Source organism: Rhodococcus koreensis, from assembly GCF_017068375.1.
Lineage (GTDB): Bacteria > Actinomycetota > Actinomycetes > Mycobacteriales > Mycobacteriaceae > Rhodococcus_F > Rhodococcus_F koreensis.
Genome location: NZ_CP070609.1, coordinates 484014 through 508201, shown reverse-complemented (window position 1 = coordinate 508201; position 24188 = coordinate 484014). Strand labels below are relative to the sequence as shown.

The window sequence follows — 24188 nt, the reverse complement described above, 5'->3', positions numbered from 1 at the left end:
CCTGTCCGGGCACGAACGCCGTGCCGTGAAGCAAGCCTTACCAGAGGCGGACAACCGAAGTAAAGAGTTTGAATCCATGTGTATACAGATGCAGACAACGTTGTGCAGATGTTCGTAGGCTCCTCGGCGTCAGCACAAGGAGAAGCCATGAATATCCACTCAGCGCGAGTTCGTATCCGAAAATCAGCACAACCCGGATCAGGTGTCGCCGGGAATGTCTGAGACACAACTTGCTGCACCGCGAGCCGCCCGGGCCGAGCCGACGGAGGATCCCCGCCGGCCGCGACGTTCCGTTCCTCGCTACCGACTTCAACCGTTGTCGTTGCTGCCGTGGGTGGTGCCCGTCCTCGTGATTCTCGGCTGGCAATGGGCGTCCTCGACCGGGGCGATCTCACCCTCGATCCTGCCTCCACCCAGCAAGGTCCTGGCCACTGCAGACCAATTGTGGGCCGCGGGAGAGCTGCAGCGGCACCTGACGGTCAGCCTGCGGCGGATCCTGATCGGGTTCGCCCTCGGAGCATCGATCGGACTCGCGCTCGGCTTCGTCGTCGGACTGTCGAAGATCGCCGAGGGGTTGGTGGACCGCACCCTGCAGATGCTGCGTGCCCTTCCGCACCTCGCCCTGGTCCCGCTGCTGATCGCGGCGTTCGGCATCGGTGAACTCCCGAAGGTCGTGCTCGTGACCTTGGGTGTGATCTTTCCCGTGTACCTCAACACCGTCGCGGGAATTCGCACCGTCGATCCGAAACTCGTTCAGCTGGGCGAGTCCTACGGACTGGGCCGGGGCGCTCGCATACGGGACATCATCATTCCCGGGGCCATGCCGATGATTCTCACGGGCATCCGGTATGCGCTGGGAGTCGCCTGGCTGACGCTGGTGATCGCCGAGACGATCGCCACCAGCGAGGGCATCGGGTTCCTGGCCCAGAACGGCCGGGACATGCTGCGCAACGACCGGATCGTTCTCGCGATCCTGCTGTACGCAGTCGCAGGACTACTCGCCGACCAGATCACCAGGCTGATCGAAGCCCGGGTTCTGCGGTGGAATCCCCACTACCAGGGAGGGAATCGCTGATGCCGCCCACCGACCTCGTCGGCCTCGAATTGTCCGGAATCGGCCACCGCTACCGGGACAAGACCGTTCTCCACGATATCGACCTGAGTGTCGCGCCCGGCGAGTTCGTCTCGTTCCTCGGACCCAGCGGGGTCGGCAAGTCCACGCTTCTGCGCATCATCGCCGGCCTCGAACAACCGACGCGCGGCGCGGTCGAATCCACCGGCGACAGGTCGGGCGGCCCGATGTCGCGGATGATGTTCCAGGAGGATCGACTGCTGCCGTGGCGGAATGTCCTGGACAACGTGCAGCTCGGAACCCGGCACCAACGCGAACGCGCAGTGGAGCTGCTGAACGAAGTAGGTTTGTCCGGGCGTGAGACCGACTGGCCGTCAGAACTTTCGGGCGGACAACGTCAACGGGTGGCGCTCGCCCGAGCGTTGCTGCACCGGCCTCACGTCCTCCTCCTCGACGAGCCCTTCGGCGCTCTGGACGCGATCACTCGCGTGGCCGTGCAGCAACTCCTCGAACGCGTCCTGGCCGAGCAACCGAGAACGGTCCTGCTCGTGACCCACGATGTGGAGGAGGCACTCGTGCTGTCCGACCGTGTGCTCCTCCTGACCGAACAGGGCATCACCCGCGATCTGCGGATCGGGCAGGCCAGGCCACGGCACCGTGGAGACGCCCAACTCGCCGCCTGGAAGGAGGAGTTGCTCGACGGACTCCTCCAGGCAGAGAACGCACTCGCCTGATCCCCAGTCTCACCGAAAGGTCTTCACCCCTCATGTCACCCCGCGTCCCTTCACAATTGCGCGCCCTCGATCGGCGAGGATTCCTCAAGGCGGCAGGCGCCGGAGTCCTCGGCCTCTCCGCTCTCTCGCTGACTGGTTGCGGCGCATCGGCTTCCGGCTCCGCCGGCGGTCCCTTGACCGAGGTGCGATACGCATTGATCGGCGACGGGAAGGCAGAGCCCGGCACCATCCTGCGCAACAATCTCGGCGGATTCGACCTCGCCAAGGATCTTGGAGTCCCTGTCCAGTGGCCGTCGGGATTCCCGGCCTCCCTTCCGGTCATGGAAGCCGTCAAGTCCGGAAGTGTCGACTTCTCCTTCGCCACCGCCACTGCGGTGATCTACGCGATCGGTGGTGGCGTACCGATCGTTCCGCTGGTCGCGTATCCACTTCCGGCCAACGAGGTGGACATCCTCGTTCCGCAGGGATCGGACATCAAGTCGGGTGCAGATCTGCGAGGACGCAAGGTCGCGGATCATCGCGGCACCACCGGGACGTACAGCTTGGTGAAGTACCTGGAATCGGTGGGCCTCACACTCGAAGACGTCGAATACGTCAATCTTCCCGCTGCGGACGCGGAAGCGGCCTTCGCGGAGGGCAAGGTCGACGCGTGGATCAGTTGGCAGCCCACCATCGAGTTGGCCAAGCGCAAACACAACGCGGTCGCGCTGCCTGACGTGAAGACCTACGACTACGCCTTCTTCGTCGCAAGTGAGGACTTCGCATTCAATCACCCGGATACCGCCGCCACACTGGTCCGGAACGTGCGTGATGCGCAGCGCTGGATCGACGGCAATCCCGAGGTCGCGGTAGCCGCATTTGCCGAGCTGGGTGGTTTCGGGAACAGTGATCTCGAGGAGAAGGTGTATCTCGACCTGGTGAAGGCGAAGCGCCTGTCCTACTCCGGCGCCGGAGAATTCACTGCCGTCGATGCGGCGGCGATCAACGGAACCCAGGACCTGGCGGACAACTTTCACGAACTCGGCGTGTATCCGGAGCGCGTCGACGTCACAACCTGGTTGCAGGATTCGCGGTTCGACTCGATCAAGTCCGTCATCACTCAGGCTCTTGCAAAGTAGGTATCACCACACATGTCTCCCTCTCTCATGCATCTGGCCGCTTTCGTCACCGCCGGCCCCGGCAGGCCCGGCGGTTGGCGGTTCCCGGGGTCGGTTCCCGGCTGGCTCAGCGCCGGCTACTACCAGAACATCGCTCGTACGCTCGAAGATGCTCGTTTCGACCTTGCATTCTTCGCTGACATCCTGTCGGTGCCCGACCGGTTCGGCGGCAGCCCCGACTCCCAGTTGCGTAACGGTGCCCTCGGTTCGATGCGACTGGACCCGCTGCACGTCCTGTCTTCGATGGGTGCGGTCACCTCGCACCTCGGCCTCGCCGCCACGGTTTCCACCACGTATGCGCAGCCGTTCACGGTCGCGCGGTCCTTCGCCACACTGGACCATCTGACGGAGGGACGCGCCGCCTGGAACGTGGTGACCTCGTTCCAGGAGTCGGAGGCGCGAAACTTCAACCGGGACGAGCAGTTTCCCCGTGATCAGCGCTACGAGCGCGCGGACGAGTTCCTCGAGGTCGCGGGCAAGCTCTGGGACAGCTGGGAGGACGACGCTCTCGTCCTCGACACCGAACAGCCGTTGTTCGCGGATCCGGATCGTGTGCACCCGATTCGCCACAAGGGCGACTGGTTCACGGTGCAGGGACCGCTGAACGTACCCCGGCCACCGCAGGGCTACCCCGTGGTGATCCAGGCCGGTGCGTCCGCCAAGGGCAAGGACTTCGCAGCACGCTGGTCCGATGTGATCTTCTGCAGCCACGCGTCACTCGAGTCCGCCCGGGACTTCTACACGGAGATCAAGGAACGGGCGGCGACGCACGGTCGCAACCCGGATGGCGTGAAGATCCTCCCGTCCGTCGCGCCCGTCGTCGGGGCGACGTCCGCGATCGCGCAGCAGACGTTCGAGGAACTCTTCGACCTCGTACCGCCCCTCGGGGGTCTGTCCACGCTCGCATACCACTTGGATGTGGACCTCTCGACCTTCCCGCTCGACGAGCGGCTTCCCGACGTCGAGGTTCCCGGCGTCGAGGGCCACTACCAGGAGGTCAAGGAGATGACCGAGCGCGAAGGGCTGACGCTGCGCGAACTCGGAAAGCGTTACGGGGGCCGTGTCGAAGGTGGGTTCATCGGCACCGCGACAGAAGTCGCCGACGGGCTCGAGGAATGGTTCCGGCAGGGAGCGTGCGACGGCTTCATGGTGCAGGCGCCGTATCAACCCGGCGGATTCGAGGACTTCACCCGGCAGGTCGTTCCCGAGTTGCAGAAACGAGGACTGTTCCGCAGCGAGTACGAGGGGAGCACGCTCCGCGAGAATCTCGGGCTCCCTCGTGTGCAGAGTGGGGAGTGGGCCAACCGGGTACGTCGAGCGACCGAGGCCTCACGGTGACTGCGGACGTCGCGGTGACTTCGGACGTCGCGGTGACTTCGGACGTCGCGCAGGTGTTCGGGCATACCGTCGCCGGGACGCCGGGGCGCTTCATCCTCGATGCACGTGAGAACCACCTCGTCTCGGATTCGAGGTTCGGCCCGGCCGAGGCCATTCAGGCAGGCGAACTGCTCCTGGCCGCCGTCACGTCGTGCGCGATGGCGAACATCCAGTCGAACGCGGAGGCCGACGACATCCCCGTCACCCACATCGAGGTGCACGCGTCCCATCGACGGGGTTCCGCCGACCCGACTCGATACGAGTTCACGGAAGTGCGCATCGATATTCGCGGCGTCGACCAGTCGACGGCGGACGCTTTGGCTGCGAAGTTCGCGGCCTCCTGCCCGATCTACAACACCATCAGGCGGGGGAGCGGCATCGAGTTGATCGTCACCGCCCAACCCGGGCCCCATGAATCGAATGGGTGCGCCCGGCAGCGCGCTTCTGGCTCGGCCGATTCAGAGTGACGGGCGCGGGCGGGAGATCGCGGAATCGATCATGGCGACGATGTCGCGCTGTGAAATCGTGTCACCCAGGCCGTTCGTTTGAGCGGCCTCGATGAGGTCGTCGGTGAGGCTGTCGAACAGCAATGCCGTGCGGGGGTCGGCCCGCAGGGGTCCCTGGGTTTCGAGGGCGGCCAGCGCATCGACCGCGTCGCGGTAGTCGGCGAGGCCGTCGCGCGGCGGGAGCAACTGCATCGCGTGCACGTTCATCGTGCTCAGCTCCGAACCAGGCTGTCCGACAGTCGCGCTTCCTGCAGCGCTCGACTGGTGGGATCGCAGCGGAACTGCCCGGTCGTGGTGTGCCGGTAGCCCGGGCCGTCCTTCGCGACGGCGTGCCCGCAGTAGCGGCATTCGTGGCCGTACTGCCCGATGCGGATGGTTTCGATGGTGGGATAAGTGTTGGTGCTCATGGTCTCGTTCGTCGGTGTGGGTGGTGTGGTCGGTGCAGCGGTGGGGTCGGGCCCGGCCGGGGTGGACTTCGCGGTGACATTGCCGCCGGCGGGCGGGTCATGCGTATTCGACGACGGCGTCGGCCGACCCGGCGTGAGCGCTTCGTTCCAGGGCTTCCCAGACGAGGTCGTAGCGCTTGAGAGTGATTTCGTCCGCGTTGGCGAGCAGGGCGCTGAGGAGCGAGTGCGGGTCGTCCTGCCAGGAGTCCAGGGCGTCCGCGACTGTTCCGTTGCTGAACAGGCCCGATTGGGCGAGGGCGTGTGTCCACTCGTCGAACAGCCCGCGGTGGATGCGCTCGACAGTGTCGTGGTCGAACCCGTCGGCGACGAAGTCGCGGGCGAAGGTGGCCGTGACGTAGTCACCGCAGGTCATCGGTTGTGCGTTCATCGGTGCGGGCATCCTCCGTCAGTGGCGGCGTCGGACCATCGGGCGACTCCGTGCTTATGAGTGAGACAGCTCACATCGTCGCCTATGCGGGGTGTGGGACACATCGGCCGAATCACCGGGGGGTATACCTATTTCTGGTCCGCGCCGCCCCTGCCCGGTCGGCGCCCGGGAATGTTTGGCCTGGTCACAGCGTCGAGGTTTGGCCGACCCGCGCTCCGGATATACCCGGTCAGTCTTGCGCGGCGTAGTTCGCGACGAACCGCACCCGGTCGCTGCGACACGCGCGGTGGATGTACACGGTGGGGGCTTCGTCCTCGTCGAGATTCAGGCCGTCGCGAAAAAGGACCGCCGCACCCGGCGGTACCCCGAGCAGTGCTGCTACCTGCGGAGACGCAGCGCCCGCGGCGAATGAACGCCACGCGGCCTTCAGTCGGACGCCGTAGACGTCACGCCACACGGTGTACAGCGGGACGCCGTCACGCAGGTGCCCGTCGATGTCGGCGAACCGGCGGTCGTCCATCCAGACCGAGTTCGCGAACCACGGCTCACCGTCGACCGCGAGCACCGTGTCGACGCGGCGCAACCGGCATCCCGGCAGATACTCCTCTACTCGCGGTGCACTGCCGCCGAGGACGATCTCGCTCGAGACGAGTGACTCGGTCAGTTCTCGGCCCACCGACCTGAACGCCTCGCTGAGACCGTCGGCATCGTTGATGAAACGGGCGGCGAGTTCGATGGGGAAGTGCCGGGGCGGCGGGGCGACGAACGTGCCGGACCCCTGCTTGGCGACCAGCAGCCCGGCCCGGGTCAGTTCGCCGATCGCCTGCCGCACCGTGAGCCGGTTGACGCGGAGTTCGGCCGCAAGGTCGGTCTCGGGCGGCAACCGGTCTCCCGGCTGCAACGTGCCACCGTCGAGTCGCTGCAACAAGACGTCCTGCACCTGCCGGTAGAGCGGCACCCGACCAGTCGGCGTTTTGCTCGGCATTCCGTAAGTCTAGAGGACCCATCGATGGCAAGTCTCGCGAGTGATGCCCGTCTTTGCAGGCCAGATGCATTCACCAGCCGGTTGTCCGGCATCGTGGTTTAGGCTAGTTGTATAGATGAATATTCGGCACCAGCTCCGTCGACATCGTTGTGGAACCGACCCGGCGACTCGACCGCAGCGCCTCCTCCATCGGAAAGAAGCTCATATGACAGTGACCGACCTCGACGTACTCCCCAACCTGCGTGACCTCGGCGGACTTCCCGTTGCCGAGGGCGGTCGGACGCGGACCGGAGTGCTGTATCGCAGCGCACTGCCCGCGCCGGGCGACGCCCGCCCCACCGCGGTCGACGAATGGCCTGTCCGCACCGTCGTCGACCTCCGCAGCCCCCGCGAGTTCGCGACCCGGGAGCACCCGCTGCGGTCGGCCGAGACGGTGGTGCACCAGATCTCCCTGCTGTCAGACGCCGAGGTCGCCGCGCCGAATCAGGGGGCGAGGCTCGCCGACATCTACCAGGGCATCCTCGCGAATGCGGCGGAGCGACTCGTGGACGTCCTGCAAGTGGCGGCCACCGCGCCCGGCCCGGTGCTGCTGCACTGCGCGGCCGGCAAGGATCGCACCGGGGTCGCGGTTGCCTTGCTGTTGCGCACCGCCGGAGTCGAACCCGAGCGCATCGTTGCCGACTACGAATCGACCAACGAACACATGGCTGCCGTCCTGGCGCGCATTACCCGTTTCGCCCCTGAACTCGGTCAGGCGCATCCCAACGACCGCGATCTGCGCGGTGCCGTCCCCGAGGCGATCGAGGGTGTCCTCGACCGCTGGGATGCGCACCCGGGCGGTGTGCACGGGTGGCTGAGGGAGCGCGGTGCCGCCGATGAGACGATCCGACTCTGGACCACGCGTTTCACCGGGTGACGCAGTTCGGCTGAGCGGGACGGGTGCGGGCAGCGGCTCACCGACTCGCGACGGCTCTCATCCGGTCGTCGCGCAGAGCGTCGGTCAATTTGCTGCACCCGCTCTCGCGGCCGAGCAGGGTCCGGCCCAGTAGCACCAACCCCCATGGGCCTATCACCCACACCGGCCAGAAGTAGATCATCATCCCGGTAGCGAGCGAGATGATGCCCCAGATCGCGAAATTGATTCCGCCCGCGACGGCCCAGGCGAGCCACTCGATCTGCTGGTGACCCGGGATGCGGCGACGCGCGGGACGGTTGGGTGGTGTCGCGACCGGGGCAGTGGCAACTGCTGAGGCTGCGGACGGTAGATCGCGCAACACCTGATGCGCCTGCTGCCGGGTGGTCGATCGATAGACCTCTGCCACCCGCTGGTCGAACTCCACGATGGTCAGCCGCCCGGCGGTGAGGTGCCGCCCGAGTTCACCGACGACCTGGTCACGTTCGGAATCGGATATCCGGATGTTGTCCGCGTACTGCATCGGACCCTCCTTGGCGATGACGTTCCACTGTGGAATGTCGCTGATAACCATGATCGATATGACACAGTGGAATGTCAACCCCGATCGAGCGAAGGACCGCGAGATGGACGAACGCCCCCTCAACGCCACTGCGGCGTCGCTCCTCGGGTTCCTGCACGAGGGTTCCAAGACCGGATGGGATCTGGTGGTGACCGCGCAGGAACGCATCGGCAAGTTCTGGTCGATCACGACCAGCCAGGTCTATCGAGAACTCGCGGCAATGGAGCGTGCCGGTTTGATCGAGGCGGGGGAGCGCGGTGCCCGCGAACGCAAGCCCTACACGCTCACCGACGAGGGTCGCCGGGCGTTCGCGGAATGGATCGAGCGAGAACCCGGCCAGGAGAACATTCGCTACCCGTTGCTTCTCACCGTCGCGTTCGGCGCGCACCTTCCGCCCGAGCGATTGGCCGCGATGCTGGACTCGCACCGCGCGGCCCACGAGAGTCAGCTCGCCGAGTACGAGCGTGACGCCGCCGTGCACGGATCCAACCGATTTGCGCTGGCGACACTCGACTTCGGGATCGTGTACGAGCGCGCAGTGCTCGACTGGTTCGACCTGGTCGAGGACCGGCTGGGGCAGTGAACGTTCGATCGCGCCTCGCCGGGTGCTGGTGTCGGGCAGTCAGCCGATCACGCCGTCCTCGGTGACGACGGCCGTCGGCAGGTCCAGTCGTCGCGGAGTCCCGGCCTCGTCGTGAATCACGGTGACAAAGGCCGGAAACACGATTCGCCACGAGCCGGCGACGGGAGACAGCGCGCTCGCGGAGAAATCGGCCCACTCCTTCGGCAGCAGCGTCACCGCGACTTCGTCCAGCCACTGCGGCGTCGGGACCCGCCGATTCTGCTCCTCGGCGGGATCGACGACGAATCGCACGTTGGTGGCGATTCCCGTTCCGACGTTGCGGAGCCGGAATCGGTCGACGGGTCCACGGATGCGCTGGACGTCGAACTCGACTTCCAGCGGCCGTGGGAGCGCTTGCTGCGCGGCTTCGGCGATCCGGGTCATCGCTTCGAGTTGCTCGAGCGCCGCATCCAGTGCGACCTCCGCTTCGCGCCTGGCCTGATCGGCAAGACTCGCTTTCCTCCACGCTGCGGCAGCGGTGGCGCCGAGCAACACCGCAGTCGCCGCGCTGACCCACGATGCGGTTCTCATGCGCGGAAACTTACCCGAACGCGAATCCGGCGGGCGCGCTGGTGACGTCTCCACGGGCGGCGAGGTAGCGGACCGCGCTCAAGGGTTGACGGAGAGAAACACGTACGCGGCCAACAGCACCAGGTGGACGCCGCCCTGGAGTCGGGTGGCGCGGCCGGGTACCACCGTCAGCATGCCCACCACCACGGTGATCGCGAGCAGCACGACCTGGGTCGGACCGAGGCCGAGCAGAAGCGGCCCGTCCAGCCAGATGGACGCGACGGCGATGGCGGGGATGGTCAAGCCGATGCTGGCCATCGCGGATCCGAAGGCCAGGTTCAAGCTGATCTGGATCCGGTTTCGCTGCGCCGCCCGCACCGCGGCGAGGGTTTCCGGCAGAAGCACGAGCAGCGCGATGACCACACCGACGATGGATTGTGGCAATCCGGCATCCTCGACCGCATCCTCGATCGCGGGTGATTCCACTTTCGCCAATCCCACGACTGCGCACAGCGCCACCACCAGCAGGGCGAGGCTCATCCCGGCCATCCGGCCGGTCGGGGGCGCGGAGTTCCGGTCGCCGGTTTCCGGTTCATCGGCGATGACCGGCAGGAAGAAGTGCCGGTGCGGGCCGGTCTGAGTGAGGACGAACATCCCGTACAGCACCAGCGAGGCCACCGCCGCGAATACCAATTGGGCCGAGGAGAATTCGGGACCCGGCCGGCTCGTCGTGAAGGTCGGGAGCACCAGACTCAACGTCGCGAGTGATGCCACCGTCGCCAGTGCTGCGCCGGTGCCCTCCGCATTGAACAGCGCGACTCCGTACCTTCGCGAGCCGACGAGCAGCGACAACCCGGCGATGCCGTTGACGGTGATCATCACCGCCGCGAACACGGTGTCGCGGGCCAGCGACGCCGTCGCCGGACCACCCGAGATCATCAACGTCACGATCAGTCCGACCTCGATGACGGTGACGGCGACCGCGAGAATCAGCGATCCGAACGGCTCACCGACCTTGTGCGCAACCACCTCGGCGTGATGAACCGCCGCGAGCACCGCACCGACCAGGACCACCGCGACGGCGAGCACCAGGACTGTGCCGATGTGGCGGCCCCACGTCATGCCCAGCACCGCAACCGCGACGGGTGGTATCACCAGCGGCCACTCCGCAGCGACCGACCGCCACCCGAATGCCATGACTAGACCTTGCCAGCTCGATCCGCTCCGGTGCACCGCAATGGGTCAGGTCCGATCGGTCCGGGCGATCGCTGCGTGGGTGGCGGCTTCGACGGTCATCACGATGAATTCGCGTCTTCGTGAATCCCGGTCGTCGCGGCGAGAACGAGGTGGCGAGAACAGTCGGTCCGCGGTCTGGAGCGTGACCCAACCGTCGACCAGTGTGATCACCGTGATGAGGAGTTCCTGGGCGTCGGCCACGGAAAGGTCGGTGGCTTTCCGTGCTCCCGCAACCAGCGCCTGCGCGTGCTTCCGACGGGTTTCCTCGGCTACCGGTTCCTCGAGTTCGAGGCCTTCCCAGAACAGCAGGCGGGTGAAGGCCGGGTGCGTGCGCTGGTAGTCGAATCGACGGCCGGCGTAGTCGGCGACGGCGGACACTCCGTCTCCGGACAGTTCGACGGCGGCGAGTGACGCCGTCAGTTCACTCTCGACGACGGCGCTGAAGAACGCCTCCTTCTTACCGAAGTACTGGTAGATGCGCTCTTTGTTCACGCCTGCCTTCGCGGCGATCCGATCGACTCGGCCGCCGGCCAGGCCGAACGCACTGAACTCCTCGGCGCCGGCCTCGAGGAGGAGTCTCCTGGTTCGTTCGGTATCCCACGCCACCGGTGAATCCTACGACAAACTCCAACTGTTTGGTTGCAAGTTGCTTCGCCACGCTTTACGCTCCAAGTGCAACTGAATAGTTGGAGTTTCGAAAGGTCTGCCTCAGGATGGAATCTCTCGCTCTCGCATCCGCAGTGGTCGAGCAACTCGCCCCGGCGGTGACAAAGCCGCGCCGCAAGCGTGCGGGCCGGCCTGTCCGGGACGTCGTGTCGGTGCCGTCCATCCACCTGCGGGTCGCCGTCACCTGGGTCTCGATCTTCCCGCTCGTCACACTGGGCATGACCGTCATGACGCTGTCGGGCCCGATCACTGCCGCCTGGCCGACCTGGCTTCGAGCCTTGTCGCTGACCGGGGTCGTCGTTCCCACCGCGGTCTATTTCGTCGTGCCGCGAGTGCTTGCCTTGTCCCTCCGGTGGTTCAGCTGGCGGCGACGGCGGTCCGCCGCTGCAGAGTCCGGCCGGGAGATTCGTGTCGGAGGGGCGAGGTAGGTTTCTGATTGCGACGAAACAGGTCGCCACTCACACTCACGAATCCGAGGCATTCCGGCTCGGGTGGATACGAGGCGCAACCGCGCGTCGTATCTCGGGGGAGTGGCGATCTGTCTCGGCCCACGACGATCGAGCTGGTCGTGCCGGATCAAACCGGTTCGGCGGCGATCCGCCCCGATTTCACGGCGGCCACCAGCACTGCGTGGTCGGCTTCGGTCTGATCGGCGTAGCGGACGGCATACCGCCCGATCGCCTCGTCCAGTTCCGTGTCGCCGGCGAAGTATCCGGCGAGCGCCCGCGGATCGAGGGAGCGGGTATGCGCACGCGCGAGCAGGGCGCCCGCCAGGCGGCCGTAGTCATCGAGATGATCCTGCTCGAGACCGGTTGGATCGATGTCGCCTTTGAGGTTTCGGAACTGCCGCACGATGTAGGGGAGGCCGTCGATGGTCGTCCAGCCCAGGAGGATGTCCGATTCCGCTTGCACCAGCCGGGCGCCGTGCACGATCCGCTTGCCCTCGTGCTTCGGTTCGTCGACCGGCAGGTACGCCGCCAGTGCGGACGGCCGGGCCTGTTTCAGTTGAAGTACGAGCACCTCGTCCCGATTGCCGTGCAGCAGGGCGATATAGCTGCGCAGACCCACGCTGCCGGTTCCGACGATCCGGAACGCGACGTCGGACACGGCGAATCGGGTGATCAGGTTCCGTCGCGACTCCCGAAGCGACTCGACATAGCGTTCCAGCCCGTCGGTCACCGCATCGGCGGTCGCCTGATCCACATGGGTGAGGATCGGCGGATCGTCGATGAACCGTCGCCTGCGGATCCCGGTCTCGTGGTTCTCGATGTGGGCGGTCCATTTCGCCGCCACCTTCTCGCTCGTGTTGCGTCGCGCTTTCTGCGCGGCCTTGTCGAAGTCGTCGAGCAGAGCGTCGGCCTTCGCCCGCGCAAGCACCGACTTGTCCGGCAGCGCATTCCAGGACTGGAGGAACGGAAGTTCGGCGAGATCGCGGATGGTGCGCCGATACGACTTGACGGCGTCTTCGGCGGCCTCGGCGCACGCGCTCTCGGTCACACCGCCTTCGCGTCCGGCGAGTACCAGGCTGGCGGCGAGGCGCTTGAGATCCCATTCCCACGGACCGGGGAGCGTCTCGTCGAAGTCATTGATGTCCATGACAATGTGACCGTCCGGCGTCCCGTACAGGCCGAAGTTAGCCGCATGCGCGTCACCGCACAGCTGCGCCGTCAATCCGGTGACCGGAGAGGCGGCGAGGTCGGCCGCCATCAGACCGGCGGCGCCGCGGAAGAAGGCGAACGGCGAGGCGATCATCCGCCCGATCCGCAGCGGGACGAGATTCGCCAGCCTGCCCTCGTTGTCGGCCTCGACGAAGTCGAGCACATCCGGCCGGCCGGCGCCGGCCGCGGCGTGATCGTGTGCACGCGACGGCCCGGTTGCCTGCAACGCGCCTCCACGCGCGAAGACGTCGTCCGCCTCGTCCTGGGTTCGCAGGTCCACGGCGCGCGCTCGATTCTTCGTCACCACGGCGACACTATCGGAGGCATTTGCGCGGCCTGAACGCTCGGCGCATTCGCCGCACGACATTGTGGCTGAAGAGTGGTTATGCTTCGGTTTCCGGTCGCAGGCAGCATCCGGCGCCGGAGACACGTTCCGGAGGCATGCCGTGCCGCCGGGCCTTCCTTGACGGAGGAATGTCATGTCCGCTGAACCCGTTGCCGCGACGCCCGAAAACCCCGCCGGCCACATCCGATTGACGTCCCACAGTGGTGGCGTCGGGGCTATTCCGGTCAACTGGGGCGCACCCACGGCGTCCGAGCGCGGTCCGGTGGTCGGCACCACCACCAATCGCGCCCACCGCAACGTGATCGGGACGCACAGCGGCTCGTACAGCATCTACCGGGCTCTGGCGGTCGCGTCGGGTGCACTGTCGCGCCACCACAAGGCCGACCTCACCAACACCGCGCCCACCAACGCCATCGGCCCGTATCCGCAGTGGAGCGAGCCCGGCAAGATCGTGAGCCTGGACCCGTGGGGTGCCACGGTCGCCGAGGTCTTCGCGGCCGAGTTGGCGGCGGGGCACGACATCCGGCCCAGCATCGCCGTGACGAAGGCACACGTGATCCTGCCGGAGATCATGGAGGCGATCCAGAAAGGTCGGCTGCACCCGGACGGCCGTTTCCTGCTGCCCAGCGGTGCTGCGCTGGTCACCAAGGCGGCGATCGAGCCCGTCTGGCATCTGCCGGGTGTGGCGGAGCGCTTCCACTGCAGCGAGACGGATCTGCGGCGCGTGCTGTTCGAGGAGACCGGCGGCATGTACCCGGAGCTCGTGACGCGTTCGGATCTCGAGGTGTTCCTACCTCCGATCGGCGGGCAGACCGTGTACATCTTCGGTGACGCGCGAGACCTGGCCGATCCCGCGGTGGAACTGACCGCGCGGGTGCACGACGAGTGCAACGGCTCGGACGTGTTCGGCTCCGACATCTGTACGTGCCGTCCGTACCTCACACATGCGATCGAGGAATGTATCCAGGGTGCGCAGCGTGGCGGTGTCGGCCTGGTGGCCTACTCGCGCAAGGAAGGCCGCGCGCTGGGCGAGGTGACCAAATTCCTGGTCTACAACGCCCGTAAGCGCCAGGTGGGCGGCGACACTGCCGACCAGTACTTCGCCCGCACCGAATGCGTGGCAGGCGTGCAGGACATGCGCTTCCAGGAAATGATGCCCGACGTGCTGCACTGGCTCGGCGTCCGAAAGATCCACCGCCTGGTCTCCATGAGCAACATGAAGTACGACGCCATCACCGGGTCTGGGATCGAGGTCGGGGAGCGGGTGGACCTCCCCGCCGACCTGATTCCGGCCGACGCGCGCGTGGAGATCGACGCGAAGATGGCGGCCGGCTACTTCACCCCGGGCGCGGTGCCGGACGCCGAAGAGTTGGCGAAGGTCAAGGGGCGGGAGTTGGACGAATGAGCGTGACCGGCGTCGGTCCCGCACTGGACGTCGGGCGGGCCGAGGGTGCGGCCGCGGCCCTGCGCACCACGTCCGCCGTGCGGGAACGCGCGCAACTGCTGCTGCGTCGCGCGCGCGAGGACGGTTCACGCTGGTTCGGCGTGGACGACGGCGCGCTGCATACGGCCGCGGGCGAGGTCGTGGACGTCACGCGTGCCCGCTATCCGGACCTGAAGATTCCCTACCACAGCCGGTGGCGCCATTTCGAGGCCGGCGGAGTGGAGCGAAAGGCCGGGCTGGACGCGCGCCTGGCTGCGCTGGACGCGCCGGGCCGCGCCCGCGCCATGATCGACCTCGCCGTTGTCAGCGTGCTGCTCGATGCCGGCGCCGGTCCCGACTGGCGATACCGCGAGGCGGCGAGCGGACAGCACTTCGCCCGTTCCGAGGGTCTGGGCGTCGCGAGTTGGCACGCCTTCTTGGGCGGACTGTTCTCGAGCGACGTGACGCGGCCGCTGCAGGTCGACGCGGCCGGACTTCGTGGCCTGGACGCGGACCGGCTGGCCGAGGCGTTCCAGGTGGGTCCGTCGAATCCGTTGGTGGGACTCGACGGTCGCGTGCTGTTGCTGCGCCGACTGGGCGAGGCGCTCGCCGCGCAACCCGACGTGTTCGGTCCGCACGGCCGGCCGGGTGGACTGTTCGACCTACTGGTTGCGCCGCAGGGGCCGGCCGCGTCGACGGTGGCGGCCCACGACATCCTGTCGCAGCTGCTGACGTCGCTGTCGGGCATCTGGCCGGCGGGCAACGCCATCGGCGCCGAACCGTTGGGCGACTGCTGGCCTCACGAGGCAGTGGACGGTGCGGGTCTGACCCGGGGCTGGGTGCCGTTCCACAAACTGTCGCAGTGGCTGACCTATTCGTTGCTCGAGCCTTTCCAGTGGGCCGGTGTGCAGGTGGTGGGGCTGGACGCGTTGACGGGCCTGCCCGAATACCGCAACGGCGGCCTGCTGCTGGACACCGGCGCGCTGCGCCTGCGCGACCCCGACTGGGCTGTGTGCAGCTGGGCGGCGGGCGACGAACTGGTCGTCGAGTGGCGCGCATTGACGGTCGCGCTGCTGGACGAACTGGCCCCGCTGGTGCGCGCACGCCTGGGTCTGGATGCCCGGGAGATGCCGCTGGCCTGCGTCCTCGAGGGCGGCACCTGGGCGGCGGGCCGTGCGCTGGCACAGCGCACGCGAGGCGGGCTGCCTCCGCTCTCCGTCGTCAGCGACGGCACGGTCTTCTAGAACGAAACGAGGACGGACACATGGGGACAGTACACCTGATCGACCACCCTCTGGTGCAGCACAAGCTCACGATGATGCGCCGTAAGGATGCCTCCACCAACAGCTTTCGGCGCCTGGCGAACGAGATCTCCGCGCTGATGACGTATGAGGTGCTGCGCGACATTCCGATGCAGGAGGTCGAGATCGAGACGCCGCTCGAGGTCACGACCGGCAGGGTCATCGACGGGAAGAAGTTGGTCTTCGTCTCCATTCTGCGCGCGGGTACCGGCATCCTGGACGGCATGCTGACGATCGTGCCGGGTGCGCGGGTGGGGCATATCGGTCTGTACCGCGATCCGAAGACCCTCGTGGCGGTCGAGTACTACTTCAAGATGCCCGGCGACCTGCACGAGCGCGACGTGGTAGTGGTCGATCCGCTGCTGGCCACCGGCAATTCAGCGGTGGCGGCGGTGGAGCGGCTGAAGGAGTGCGGTCCCAAATCCATCAAATTCGTGTGCCTGCTGACCTGTCCGGAAGGCGTTGCCGCGCTGGACAAGGCGCATCCCGATGTGCCGATCTACACCGCCGCCGTCGACCGCCAACTCGACGAGCACGGCTACATCCTGCCCGGCATCGGCGACGCAGGCGACCGCATCTTCGGCACCAAATAGCAGCTGCGGTCGTTGCCGGTGGTTACGCGGGGAACCGCAACGCGAGTGCTGTCTTGATCTCGATGTGACGCAGCAGGAAGGCGCGCTCGTCGAGCCGCTTGCGCCGCAGCCAGCCGGTGACCTCGTCGTTGCATTTGCTGGCGTTGCAGGAGCCGCAGGCCGGGGCGATGTTGTCGAGGGTGTACCGCCCGCCGCGCGACAGTGCCTGTACGCAGTCGCGTTGCAGCGGCTTGTCGGTCGCACCGCAATACGCGCAGCCGCCCCACGCCTCGGTGAGCGCACTCCACTGCTCGTCGGTGAGGTCGTGCTCGACACTGTCCATCCGACGCTTGCGTTTACGGGCTCCCCTGGCCTTACGACTTCGGTTGACCGCCATCGCCACAGCGTAGGGCTCGCGACGGGTCAGACGGCAACGGGGGCACGCTCTGCTCGAAGGTGAACACGTTCTCCGGGTCGTAGGTGGCCTTGACCTCGCGCAACCGCTCGCGGTGGGAGCCGTAGTACTCGCGCTCCCAGTCCGACGCCGACGCGTTCGGCACGTTGACATACGCGCCGTCGCCGTAGGGGCGCAGCGCGCGCCAGAAGTCGGAGGCCCAGCCCAGCGCCACCGAGTTCAGGGCGGGGTCGTTCCACGCCGCGCCCGGCTCGCAGTAGAACAGCGCGTCGCGGTGCGGGAACGCGGATCCCCCTGGCGGCGCGTGCCGCACGGCCCCGCCGAAGCTCGAGCAGAAGAAGTTGCTCGTCGGGCTGGGTGTGTTGTCCATGAAGCGGACGATCAGGTCGATCGCCTCATCGGGGAACGGGCGGGTGACGAACTGGGAGTAGAACTTCCAGAGGGCGACATCGTTCGGACCCCTGTCCACGTCGCCGTACACGGTTGGCCAGGCACCCTCCGTCACCGTCACCTCGGGACTGCCGATCGTCAACAGCGAGCGCAGTTGGTCCTCTAGTTCTTGCCGCGAACCGCCGTGCAGCAGTGCAGACAGCTCGACCGCGGTGGAATCTGCCTCGAGTGCGCTCGTCAGCCGCTCGTCGGCGACCGGCGCCTCGCGCTGCCATGCTCGAAGTAGGTCACCCAGGTCGCCGTGACCAGTCCACCTCGCGACCAGGAATGTGACGTCAGACAGCTCGTGCAGTTTCAACGTGTAGGACGTCGCGATCCCGAAGTTGCCGCCGCCCCCACCACGGCACGCCCACAGCAGATCGAGGTTGCTGTGCTCGGAGGCCTCCACGACCTTCGCCGAGCGCGCACCGTCGGCGACCACGACCTCTGCGGCGAGCAGGTTGTCGCAGGCCATGCCCATAGTGCGGGTCAGAAGTCCGAAGCCACCCCCGAGAATCACGCCACCGAGTCCGACACCGCCCTCCGAGCCGGTCGGAACGACGAAGCCGTGTTGCCCGAGCGCCGCGACCGTCTCCATCTGCGTCAGACCAGTTCCCACCGTCGCCGTACCCGCCGATTCGTCGATCACGATGTTCTTCATCCGGCTGACGTCGATCACGAGGCCGCCATCGAGTGATGACCACCCCTCGAGGCTGTGGCGTCCGCTGCGGGCACGGAGGGCGATGCCTTCTTCTCGGGCCCAGCAGACCGCGTTGACCACGTCCTGCGTGTCGCAGCAGAACACGATGGCCTCGGGGTAGCGGGAATACAGGCGGTTCCAGCCGACCCGCGCCTGCTCGTACCCGGAATCGCCCGGACGCACCACGTCACCGGTGAGCACGGTGGCGGCGGTCAGAGGCGTCATACCTCGGTCAGTGCGCGAAGACATCGGCGTCTCCGGGCTCGGTGTCCAGTACCTCGCGTTTGAATATCAACAGATAGGCGAAATACACCCCGCCGGCGAGGAGCAACCCGATCGCAATCAGTATGGAGGTCAACGCACTCGAGGGCGACACGATCACGAACACCACGAAGGCCGACCACACCAGTGCACCGATTGCGATCGGCAGTTCGAAGCGCCCGAGATCGAACGCGCCCGCCCTACGATCCAATCGTTTGCGGACCGCGAGATACAGGACGATTATCCCGCCGTAGAGGACCGCCGAGATGACCGTTCCCACCGTGAGCAACTCCAGCAGTGCGCCGCCAGGCAGCGCGGCCATCAGGACGACCCCCACGACGACGATCAAGATGGTCGCCGGAATGGGTGTCTGCGTGCGCGGATTGACCCGGCGCATCAGCCGGTGAGCGGGGAAACGCGCGTCGCGCGACATCGCGAACACCATCCGCGAGCAGGTCGCCAAGGTCACCATTCCCGCGCCGAAGAAGGCGAACGCGATCGCGACCAGCAGTGTCCTCTCCATCACCGGACCCAGCTGATCGCGCAGGATCGCCGCCACCGGCGTGTCACTGTCGCTGATCCGGGGAACATCTTTGATCGCGATCGTGAGCGCGATCAGAAACACCAGTCCCAGCACCGCCGCCGCCACGACCGATCCCACGATCGCGCGTGGGACGCTGCGAAACGGATCCTTGGCCTCCTCAGCCATGTTCGCCGCGGAGTCGAAGCCGACGAGGGTGGCAAGCCCCATGATCGTCGCAGCCATCAATCCGCCGCCGACGGCGAAATAGTTGGGGGCGCCCTCGGTGACACCGCGGGAGGTGAGATTGCCGACCGAGCCTTCGCCCGTGAGCGCCACGGCGACGAAGAGCCCGATCGCCAGCACCACGACGATCACCAGTTCGAGCCCTACCGCGCCCGACGTGATCAAGCCGACGAGGCGCGTGGAAAACACGACGAGCACCGCTTGGACAAGCACCACGGCGAGCGTGATCATGCGCGCCGTGCCCTCGTCGGGCTCCATGCCGAACAGCGGCATGAGGGCGGAGCTTGCCATCGCATTGTCGACCGTCACCACGCCGAGGGCCAGGTAACAGAAGGTCAGCCATCCGAACAACCAGCCGACCTTCGGGTTGGCGAGCCGTGACGCCCATTGGTATGAGGAGCCGCTGAGTGGGATGCGGGCCGCGAATTGGGCGATCACCAGCGCCACCAGGGTCTGCCCCAACGCCACGACGATCCAGAGCCAGATCCCCACCGGCCCGGCGTCGCGAAGTACGTCGTCGTAGGTGCCGAAGATCCCGACCGCCACCGAGATGAACGCGAACGAGACAGCGAACACCTGAAAGGAGCCCAGAGTTCGCTTCAGCTCCGGTTCGTAGCCGCAGTCCTGACATTCTTGATCGGCGGTCTGCGAGCCCAACACGTTTTCTGCCGTCATCTCGGCCGCCTCACGTTCGATCGGGAACTGCGGAGAGGGTGAATCGTTTCGAAAAGATCGCGACAACGCGACTCGTTCCACGATCGGAGCGAGACCGGTCTGTTTCATCGTCCTCCTCGCGGGGACGGATGTCAGTGATGGTTCGTCTTTCTAAATACTCCGGCTGCGCACGGCACGCGTCGTCGCACACACCTCGGCCGCCGGTGCCATTGGCTCCGGCGGCCGAGAATCTGCAGACCCATCAATCCAGAGTCGTCTACTCCAGGTCGTCGTCACATCACATCCAGGGCATGTCGGGATCGAGCGGGTGGGAGATCACGCCGTCGTCGGGCTCGAGGGGGTAATTGACCTGATGGATGGTCGCGGATGCGGGTCCGAAGAGGGACGTGCCACCGGGCTCGACCAGGGTGGTGCCCGGCTCGACGAGGGTGACCTGCGGGGGCACGTCCTCGTCGGGGGCGTCGCATGCGACCATGGGCCATGCATTGGCGCAACCGATACGGTCCCTGACCTCGACCTTGTACGGAGAGAGCCCGGAGTCCGGGGAGACGACCTGAGGCGACGTCGACTGCGCGGGTGCGGCGACGGCAGTGGCGCTCTGGCCCAGGAACATTCCGAGTCCGAGGGCGGCGCCTGTTGCGGCGGCTGCGGCGATGCGTGTCTTGGTCGAATTCATTGCGTTTCTCCTGAGTGTGGTGGGGGTGGGTTTCCGTGTCCCTTGTGGACTGACACCAGTCTTCGCCGTTACAGGGCCCCGCCAACTCCCCCCAGAGGGGTGGTCGGCCGTCCATCCGGGGGTGGATGTTTGCACCCCCAGGGGTGTTCCCACAGCTGTGAACGGACAGTGGCCCGCCGCCGGTGACGTCAGAGATAAAGGTCGACGAGGGTGCTGACCAGCGACCAGTGCGTGGTCCGGGCCCGCAGGGTCCTCAGCTCGGGGTAGACGATGCGGAAGGTGCGCGCGAGGGCGACGCCCAGTCCGCCGGTGATGTCGGGGAGCCCTGATCGGGTGTCGACCGCGAGGACGCCGTCGAGCGGCGGGTAGGCGGCCAGTCGCGCGAGGATCGGGTCGACCCGAAGGTGCGGGCCGAGTTCCCGGAACAACCCGATGTTCTCCTGCAGGCCTCTGGTGATCGGCAGGTCGGTGAGTTCGATGACGTGCCGGTGCTGGGCCGCTGCATCCGACTGGGCGACCAGCAGCAGGTCGTACAGTTTCCCGGTGACGACGTCGTCGAATCGGTGAAAGTCGTCCCTCACGACGCCGATACTGGCGGCCACCCGGAAGATGTCCTCGAACTGGTCGAACGTCATGAGCGACCCGTGGCTTCCGACCTCCGCACCGTCCATCAGGTGATCATCCTCCCCGATACGCCCCGGCTATGTCATGTTCATTCTTCCGCCCGATGTCATGCCGAGGTCACGGATGTCGCGCTCTGGAATCGCGTTGTCCGGCACGAAGTCCTGCGTGGCCGGCCGACCGGGTTGTGCACGACCACCGACTGCGAGTACAGCGAAGGGTATGGCCCGGTGGGTGCGGCGCGGGGCGCGGTGGTGGCCGTTGGCGGCCGCCGCGGTGCTGGTCGTCGTGTTGGCGCTGTGCGGGGTGGTCCCCGTGTGGCCGGGACTGTTGCACCTCGTCGCGCTGCCGCCGCTGGATCAGTTCGCGGACCTGCGACTTCTGCTGGTACGCACCGACTCGTGGTCGCAGTGCATCGTGCTGCTGGGCGTCGTGTCGGCCGTGCGGATCATGCTGATGGCCTGGCTGCTCGGTGGACTCGACACGAGGCGTATCCGCTTCGCCGTGGCGTTCTACGCGACTGCGTTCGGTCCCGTCCTGCTGGCGTCGTGCGCCGATGCGACCGCCTACGCGATGCTGTACTCGCGGGCGTTCTGGCCGGCGGTAGCGCTCGTCGCGGTGCTGGTGTCGATACTCGGGCCGGTGCCGTGGCAGGGCGGCGCCGGCCTGCGCGCGGCCATGGGGCGGGCGTGGCGCCGGGGCCTGCGAATCGAGGTGATGGTGCCGTATTGCGCGGCGATCCTCGCACTGGGCGCCCTGGCCGACCGCGTGCCTGCCCTCACCGTGCTGCTCGTGCCGGTATCGGCAGCGGCAACGGGACTGACGGTGTGGGCGATGGGCCGTGCGCCGCTGAGGCGGCCCGTCGCGGCGCTCGCCGCGGTGCTCGTCGCGTCGACGATCGTGTCGGTGATCTTCGTTCGGACCCGCGTCTACGACGATCCGGAACCCGGACCACGACAGGCTGGTTCGCTGCTCGTCATGTCCGGCATCGACTCGCGTTCGGGGGAGGGGACGATCCACCGGGCCGACGTGCAGCGGCTGGGGTATGAATGCGAACAGGTGTACTACTTTTCCTACGCCGGAACCGGGGGTGGGCAGCCCCGACGCGACGCCACCTGCCCGATCCGAACGGGCGCCCCCTACGAACCGGCCGACACCCATCGACCCGTCGAGGAACAGGTCGCCGTGTTCACCGAGCAGGCGGCGAACCTGCAGCGGCCGTTGACCGTTGCCGCGCATTCGCACGCCGGCTGGATCGCGTGGGAAGCGGTCGCCACAGGTCGGGCACAGGTGGACGTGCTGATCCTGGTGGGTGTGTTCCCGGAGACCCCGCTCGGATTTCCGCCGCCGGAAGTCGACCGACCGGGCAGGGTGTTCGGCGACCTGTTGCGGTGGGCGGTGCCCGCGATCGACTTCGTCTTCTTTCAGTTCGACCCGGACACACCCGCCGCGCGCCAACTGCTCGGTACCGCGGGTACCGCACAGGCCGTTTTCGGTGAGGTACTGCCCGAGGACGTGCGCGTGCTGAGTATCGCGTCGGCCGCCGATCTTCCGCTGATGCCGCACGGCTGGCGCCTGGACGTCGAACGCAACGGTTGCCCGGTTCGCGCCGCGCACTCGTCTCTACCGACCTCCGCTGCCTTCAACGATGAGGTGATCCGGTTCCTGAACCACCGGGATCCTGTGCCCTGCCCGGTATGGCGGGACTGGGGTGCGGTCGTGATGCAGGCCTTCGGTGTGCCCCCGAGTGCACGCTGACGAGAATGTGCGGAAGCGGACGGGACGATTTCGCGGACGCCGGAGCATCGGCCGGAGTTAAATGGAATGACGCAGGCGTAAAGGATTTCGGCACAGGGTAAGCCCAACTCAAGGTCCGTCGCCGTCCGCTCCGGTCTCGTTCCCACGGCGCGGGAGGCCGAGCGTCGGGGTGCGCGATGATCGAAGCAGTGACAGGGCTCCTCACGAGGAGAAACGAACCCGCCGATGCTCGATCCGAACCGCCCGAACAACCCGATCACGCCGCCCCTGTCAGTGGTGTGGCACTCGGAAGGCTCCTCGCGGCGGCGATACTGTCACCGGCACAGGCGTCGCTGCTCGTTGCCGATGCGCTCGATCAGCTCGAACCGGCGCGCAGCGAGGGGCAGGACCGCATCCGTCTCCGGAACGTGACGGTGTCCGACAGCGGGCATCTCACGATCGAGTACGCGCGCGGTGCGGTGTCCGGCCACGACGTGACCGAGGAGGTTACCGGGCTGTTCCGAAGCATCGCGACGAACTGTCGCGGTTCGGCACTGCCCGGCCGGTTGCACGAATCGCTGCTCGAAACAACAGATCTCGACGTGCTGCTGCAGCGAGTTCGTCTGGCTGTCGAACCCGACGTCGATGCCGCCGAGGAGAGTCGGAAACGCTGCCAGCTCGCCCGGCTGGTCGCGGCGACCAGGGGGCGGCCGCGCCCGGACGACCGGACAGTGGAGGAGCGGACGGCCGGTGAGAAGCCGCCGCCGGTGGACACCGGTTCCACCCTTGCATCGCCGGGCTGGTTCCCGCCGGCCCGGAATCCGTGGCATCGCAGGAAGAGACGGCCCTCGCGGAGGCAGGGAGCCCTCGGGCTCGTCGCGATCCTGATACTTTTCGCCGCAGTGTGGATGGCTCCGCGGGCGTGGTCGGACCTGCGGCGAGGTTGGGACGCCGTCCTGAATCCGGTGAATCCCGAGGAGCAGAATCAGATTCGACCCGTGTCGCCGCCACCGGAACCCCCGGCCGAACAGCCCACGCCGGCTACGACCGATGCCGGACGAGTGCCGCCACCCGTCGACGTCGGTGCTCCCGGCAGCGCCGGGCCGATCACGCTCGTCACGGCCACGCGCGCCAACGGGGAGTGCGGGCCCGGGCAGGCGTGCGAGATCCGGATCGACGTCCACCTCGATCCGGCGGCGACTGTCGATGCCGTGACCTGGAGGGTGAACGTGTACGACCGCTGTTCGGGCGAGGTGCGGGCGGGCGGCGACGTGTCGGAGCGCGTTCAGCCCGGGTCGCAGCAGGTGTACGGCATCGTCCGGACCGATCTGCCGCCCGGGGCCGCGCTCGCCGTCGCGGCGATCACGAGCGCCCCGGCAACAGCCGCGTCCGAGCCGCTGCTGATGCCCGCCGAAAACGCACGCTGCTGAGTGC

Annotated in this window: 27 protein-coding genes; 13 read left to right on the top strand and 14 right to left on the bottom strand. The window is 67.0% G+C overall.

Annotated elements, in window-relative coordinates; all coding sequences use genetic code 11:
- The first annotated feature begins 214 nt into the window (after nt 1–214).
- Genes JWS14_RS02235 through JWS14_RS02215 form a run of 5 tightly spaced genes read left to right on the top strand, consistent with a single transcriptional unit; the run spans nt 215 to nt 4807 of the window.
- Nucleotides 215–1075 carry an ABC transporter permease subunit gene (locus tag JWS14_RS02235; protein ID WP_095864056.1) on the top strand — a complete coding sequence of 287 codons (861 nt, stop codon included), beginning with the start codon at nt 215–217 and terminating at the stop codon, nt 1073–1075.
- Nucleotides 1075–1806, top strand: coding sequence for an ABC transporter ATP-binding protein (locus tag JWS14_RS02230; protein WP_206012388.1), 732 nt, complete (start codon nt 1075–1077; stop codon nt 1804–1806). Before JWS14_RS02235 ends, JWS14_RS02230 begins: the two co-directional genes overlap by 1 nt.
- A gap of 32 nt (nt 1807–1838) precedes the next feature.
- Nucleotides 1839–2924: an NrtA/SsuA/CpmA family ABC transporter substrate-binding protein gene (locus JWS14_RS02225; protein WP_072943334.1), complete on the top strand. Its 1086-nt coding sequence runs from the start codon at nt 1839–1841 to the stop codon at nt 2922–2924.
- 12 nt (nt 2925–2936) lie between these two features.
- Complete coding sequence (locus JWS14_RS02220) at nt 2937–4301, top strand: LLM class flavin-dependent oxidoreductase (RefSeq protein WP_072943336.1); 1365 nt, start codon at nt 2937–2939, stop codon at nt 4299–4301.
- A complete protein-coding gene (locus tag JWS14_RS02215) occupies nt 4298–4807 on the top strand; it encodes an OsmC family protein (RefSeq protein WP_241031225.1) in 510 nt (169 codons plus the stop codon). The genes JWS14_RS02220 and JWS14_RS02215 overlap by 4 nt, the downstream gene beginning before the upstream one ends.
- On the opposite strand, the gene JWS14_RS02210 is transcribed toward JWS14_RS02215, so the two are convergent.
- The 4 genes from JWS14_RS02210 to JWS14_RS02195 form a co-directional block, all read right to left on the bottom strand.
- Nucleotides 4799–5053, bottom strand: coding sequence for a hypothetical protein (locus JWS14_RS02210; RefSeq protein WP_072943337.1), 255 nt, complete (start codon nt 5051–5053; stop codon nt 4799–4801). The genes JWS14_RS02215 and JWS14_RS02210 overlap by 9 nt on opposite strands.
- Before the next feature lie 5 nt (nt 5054–5058).
- Nucleotides 5059–5253, bottom strand: coding sequence for a hypothetical protein (locus JWS14_RS02205; protein ID WP_043824059.1), 195 nt, complete (start codon nt 5251–5253; stop codon nt 5059–5061).
- A 97-nt stretch (nt 5254–5350) separates the two neighbouring features.
- Nucleotides 5351–5680: a hypothetical protein gene (locus tag JWS14_RS02200; protein ID WP_072943339.1), complete on the bottom strand. Its 330-nt coding sequence runs from the start codon at nt 5678–5680 to the stop codon at nt 5351–5353.
- Nucleotides 5681–5909: 229 nt separating this feature from the next.
- Nucleotides 5910–6665 carry a GntR family transcriptional regulator gene (locus JWS14_RS02195; protein ID WP_206012387.1) on the bottom strand — a complete coding sequence of 252 codons (756 nt, stop codon included), beginning with the start codon at nt 6663–6665 and terminating at the stop codon, nt 5910–5912.
- Nucleotides 6666–6870: 205 nt separating this feature from the next.
- Between JWS14_RS02195 and JWS14_RS02190 the strand changes: the two genes are divergently transcribed.
- Nucleotides 6871–7581, top strand: coding sequence for a tyrosine-protein phosphatase (locus JWS14_RS02190; RefSeq protein ID WP_095864057.1), 711 nt, complete (start codon nt 6871–6873; stop codon nt 7579–7581).
- 37 nt (nt 7582–7618) lie between these two features.
- Here the strand turns inward: JWS14_RS02190 and JWS14_RS02185 are convergent, their stop codons facing one another.
- A complete protein-coding gene (locus tag JWS14_RS02185) occupies nt 7619–8101 on the bottom strand; it encodes a DUF1707 SHOCT-like domain-containing protein (RefSeq protein ID WP_074933972.1) in 483 nt (160 codons plus the stop codon).
- Nucleotides 8102–8204: 103 nt separating this feature from the next.
- On the opposite strand from JWS14_RS02185, the gene JWS14_RS02180 reads away from it, so the two are divergent.
- Nucleotides 8205–8723: a PadR family transcriptional regulator gene (locus JWS14_RS02180; protein ID WP_095864326.1), complete on the top strand. Its 519-nt coding sequence runs from the start codon at nt 8205–8207 to the stop codon at nt 8721–8723.
- Nucleotides 8724–8762: 39 nt separating this feature from the next.
- Here the strand turns inward: JWS14_RS02180 and JWS14_RS02175 are convergent, their stop codons facing one another.
- The 3 genes from JWS14_RS02175 to JWS14_RS02165 all read right to left on the bottom strand — a co-directional run bounded on the left by JWS14_RS02175 (nt 8763) and on the right by JWS14_RS02165 (nt 11114).
- Entirely contained in the window at nt 8763–9293 is a 531-nt protein-coding gene (locus JWS14_RS02175) for a hypothetical protein (RefSeq protein ID WP_072943368.1), read from the bottom strand.
- A 78-nt stretch (nt 9294–9371) separates the two neighbouring features.
- Complete coding sequence (locus JWS14_RS02170; RefSeq protein WP_095864058.1) at nt 9372–10469, bottom strand: calcium:cation antiporter; 1098 nt, start codon at nt 10467–10469, stop codon at nt 9372–9374.
- A 45-nt stretch (nt 10470–10514) separates the two neighbouring features.
- Nucleotides 10515–11114, bottom strand: coding sequence for a TetR/AcrR family transcriptional regulator (locus tag JWS14_RS02165; RefSeq protein ID WP_206012386.1), 600 nt, complete (start codon nt 11112–11114; stop codon nt 10515–10517).
- Nucleotides 11115–11221: 107 nt separating this feature from the next.
- Between JWS14_RS02165 and JWS14_RS02160 the strand changes: the two genes are divergently transcribed.
- The gene (locus tag JWS14_RS02160) at nt 11222–11602 is read left to right on the top strand and encodes a putative antibiotic biosynthesis monooxygenase (protein ID WP_095864060.1); all 381 of its coding nucleotides are present in this window, start codon (nt 11222–11224) and stop codon (nt 11600–11602) included.
- Nucleotides 11603–11750: 148 nt separating this feature from the next.
- Here the strand turns inward: JWS14_RS02160 and JWS14_RS02155 are convergent, their stop codons facing one another.
- Nucleotides 11751–13136, bottom strand: a complete 1386-nt coding sequence (locus JWS14_RS02155; RefSeq protein WP_095864327.1) for a DUF2252 domain-containing protein — start codon at nt 13134–13136, stop codon at nt 11751–11753.
- 175 nt (nt 13137–13311) lie between these two features.
- On the opposite strand from JWS14_RS02155, the gene JWS14_RS02150 reads away from it, so the two are divergent.
- The 3 genes from JWS14_RS02150 to upp are packed head-to-tail and all read left to right on the top strand — an operon-like array spanning nt 13312 to nt 16495.
- Nucleotides 13312–14583, top strand: coding sequence for a GTP cyclohydrolase II (locus JWS14_RS02150; RefSeq protein WP_072943375.1), 1272 nt, complete (start codon nt 13312–13314; stop codon nt 14581–14583).
- Nucleotides 14580–15845 carry a URC4/urg3 family protein gene (locus JWS14_RS02145; RefSeq protein ID WP_072943377.1) on the top strand — a complete coding sequence of 422 codons (1266 nt, stop codon included), beginning with the start codon at nt 14580–14582 and terminating at the stop codon, nt 15843–15845. The genes JWS14_RS02150 and JWS14_RS02145 overlap by 4 nt, the downstream gene beginning before the upstream one ends.
- A 20-nt stretch (nt 15846–15865) precedes the next feature.
- Nucleotides 15866–16495 carry a uracil phosphoribosyltransferase gene (gene upp, locus JWS14_RS02140; RefSeq protein ID WP_072943378.1) on the top strand — a complete coding sequence of 210 codons (630 nt, stop codon included), beginning with the start codon at nt 15866–15868 and terminating at the stop codon, nt 16493–16495.
- Between the two features lie 22 nt (nt 16496–16517).
- Here the strand turns inward: upp and JWS14_RS02135 are convergent, their stop codons facing one another.
- The 5 genes from JWS14_RS02135 to JWS14_RS02115 all read right to left on the bottom strand — a co-directional run bounded on the left by JWS14_RS02135 (nt 16518) and on the right by JWS14_RS02115 (nt 21067).
- The gene (locus JWS14_RS02135) at nt 16518–16817 is read right to left on the bottom strand and encodes an HNH endonuclease (RefSeq protein WP_083395875.1); all 300 of its coding nucleotides are present in this window, start codon (nt 16815–16817) and stop codon (nt 16518–16520) included.
- Nucleotides 16818–16848: 31 nt separating this feature from the next.
- Complete coding sequence (locus tag JWS14_RS02130; RefSeq protein ID WP_206012385.1) at nt 16849–18243, bottom strand: FAD-binding oxidoreductase; 1395 nt, start codon at nt 18241–18243, stop codon at nt 16849–16851.
- A 7-nt stretch (nt 18244–18250) separates the two neighbouring features.
- Nucleotides 18251–19720 (bottom strand): APC family permease, encoded by a 1470-nt coding sequence (locus tag JWS14_RS02125; RefSeq protein ID WP_072943490.1) that lies wholly within the window; start codon nt 19718–19720, stop codon nt 18251–18253.
- A gap of 277 nt (nt 19721–19997) precedes the next feature.
- On the bottom strand, nt 19998–20396 hold the full coding sequence (locus JWS14_RS02120; RefSeq protein ID WP_072943381.1) for a hypothetical protein: 399 nt from the start codon (nt 20394–20396) through the stop codon (nt 19998–20000).
- 188 nt (nt 20397–20584) lie between these two features.
- Entirely contained in the window at nt 20585–21067 is a 483-nt protein-coding gene (locus JWS14_RS02115; protein WP_072943382.1) for a DUF1931 family protein, read from the bottom strand.
- A gap of 172 nt (nt 21068–21239) precedes the next feature.
- Between JWS14_RS02115 and JWS14_RS02110 the strand changes: the two genes are divergently transcribed.
- Together JWS14_RS02110 and JWS14_RS02105 are read left to right on the top strand one after the other, a co-directional pair.
- On the top strand, nt 21240–22775 hold the full coding sequence (locus JWS14_RS02110) for a hypothetical protein (RefSeq protein ID WP_206012384.1): 1536 nt from the start codon (nt 21240–21242) through the stop codon (nt 22773–22775).
- Nucleotides 22776–23053: 278 nt separating this feature from the next.
- Complete coding sequence (locus tag JWS14_RS02105) at nt 23054–24184, top strand: hypothetical protein (protein ID WP_241031224.1); 1131 nt, start codon at nt 23054–23056, stop codon at nt 24182–24184.
- The last annotated feature ends 4 nt before the right edge of the window (nt 24185–24188 follow it).

Coding starts and splice junctions, on each gene's coding strand:
- JWS14_RS02210 (WP_072943337.1), bottom strand. CDS start 5,053: ATGAACGTGCACGCGATGCAGTTGCTCCCGCCGCGCGACGGCCTCGCC.
- JWS14_RS02220 (WP_072943336.1), top strand. CDS start 2,937: ATGTCTCCCTCTCTCATGCATCTGGCCGCTTTCGTCACCGCCGGCCCC.
- JWS14_RS02235 (WP_095864056.1), top strand. CDS start 215: ATGTCTGAGACACAACTTGCTGCACCGCGAGCCGCCCGGGCCGAGCCG.
- JWS14_RS02200 (WP_072943339.1), bottom strand. CDS start 5,680: ATGAACGCACAACCGATGACCTGCGGTGACTACGTCACGGCCACCTTC.
- JWS14_RS02150 (WP_072943375.1), top strand. CDS start 13,312: ATGTCCGCTGAACCCGTTGCCGCGACGCCCGAAAACCCCGCCGGCCAC.
- JWS14_RS02115 (WP_072943382.1), bottom strand. CDS start 21,067: ATGGACGGTGCGGAGGTCGGAAGCCACGGGTCGCTCATGACGTTCGAC.
- JWS14_RS02190 (WP_095864057.1), top strand. CDS start 6,871: ATGACAGTGACCGACCTCGACGTACTCCCCAACCTGCGTGACCTCGGC.
- JWS14_RS02180 (WP_095864326.1), top strand. CDS start 8,205: ATGGACGAACGCCCCCTCAACGCCACTGCGGCGTCGCTCCTCGGGTTC.
- JWS14_RS02225 (WP_072943334.1), top strand. CDS start 1,839: ATGTCACCCCGCGTCCCTTCACAATTGCGCGCCCTCGATCGGCGAGGA.
- JWS14_RS02175 (WP_072943368.1), bottom strand. CDS start 9,293: ATGAGAACCGCATCGTGGGTCAGCGCGGCGACTGCGGTGTTGCTCGGC.
- JWS14_RS02170 (WP_095864058.1), bottom strand. CDS start 10,469: ATGGCATTCGGGTGGCGGTCGGTCGCTGCGGAGTGGCCGCTGGTGATA.
- JWS14_RS02230 (WP_206012388.1), top strand. CDS start 1,075: ATGCCGCCCACCGACCTCGTCGGCCTCGAATTGTCCGGAATCGGCCAC.
- upp (WP_072943378.1), top strand. CDS start 15,866: ATGGGGACAGTACACCTGATCGACCACCCTCTGGTGCAGCACAAGCTC.
- JWS14_RS02145 (WP_072943377.1), top strand. CDS start 14,580: ATGAGCGTGACCGGCGTCGGTCCCGCACTGGACGTCGGGCGGGCCGAG.
- JWS14_RS02195 (WP_206012387.1), bottom strand. CDS start 6,665: ATGCCGAGCAAAACGCCGACTGGTCGGGTGCCGCTCTACCGGCAGGTG.
- JWS14_RS02120 (WP_072943381.1), bottom strand. CDS start 20,396: ATGAATTCGACCAAGACACGCATCGCCGCAGCCGCCGCAACAGGCGCC.
- JWS14_RS02135 (WP_083395875.1), bottom strand. CDS start 16,817: ATGGACAGTGTCGAGCACGACCTCACCGACGAGCAGTGGAGTGCGCTC.
- JWS14_RS02205 (WP_043824059.1), bottom strand. CDS start 5,253: ATGAGCACCAACACTTATCCCACCATCGAAACCATCCGCATCGGGCAG.
- JWS14_RS02125 (WP_072943490.1), bottom strand. CDS start 19,720: ATGACGGCAGAAAACGTGTTGGGCTCGCAGACCGCCGATCAAGAATGT.
- JWS14_RS02130 (WP_206012385.1), bottom strand. CDS start 18,243: ATGACGCCTCTGACCGCCGCCACCGTGCTCACCGGTGACGTGGTGCGT.
- JWS14_RS02110 (WP_206012384.1), top strand. CDS start 21,240: ATGGCCCGGTGGGTGCGGCGCGGGGCGCGGTGGTGGCCGTTGGCGGCC.
- JWS14_RS02185 (WP_074933972.1), bottom strand. CDS start 8,101: ATGCAGTACGCGGACAACATCCGGATATCCGATTCCGAACGTGACCAG.
- JWS14_RS02160 (WP_095864060.1), top strand. CDS start 11,222: ATGGAATCTCTCGCTCTCGCATCCGCAGTGGTCGAGCAACTCGCCCCG.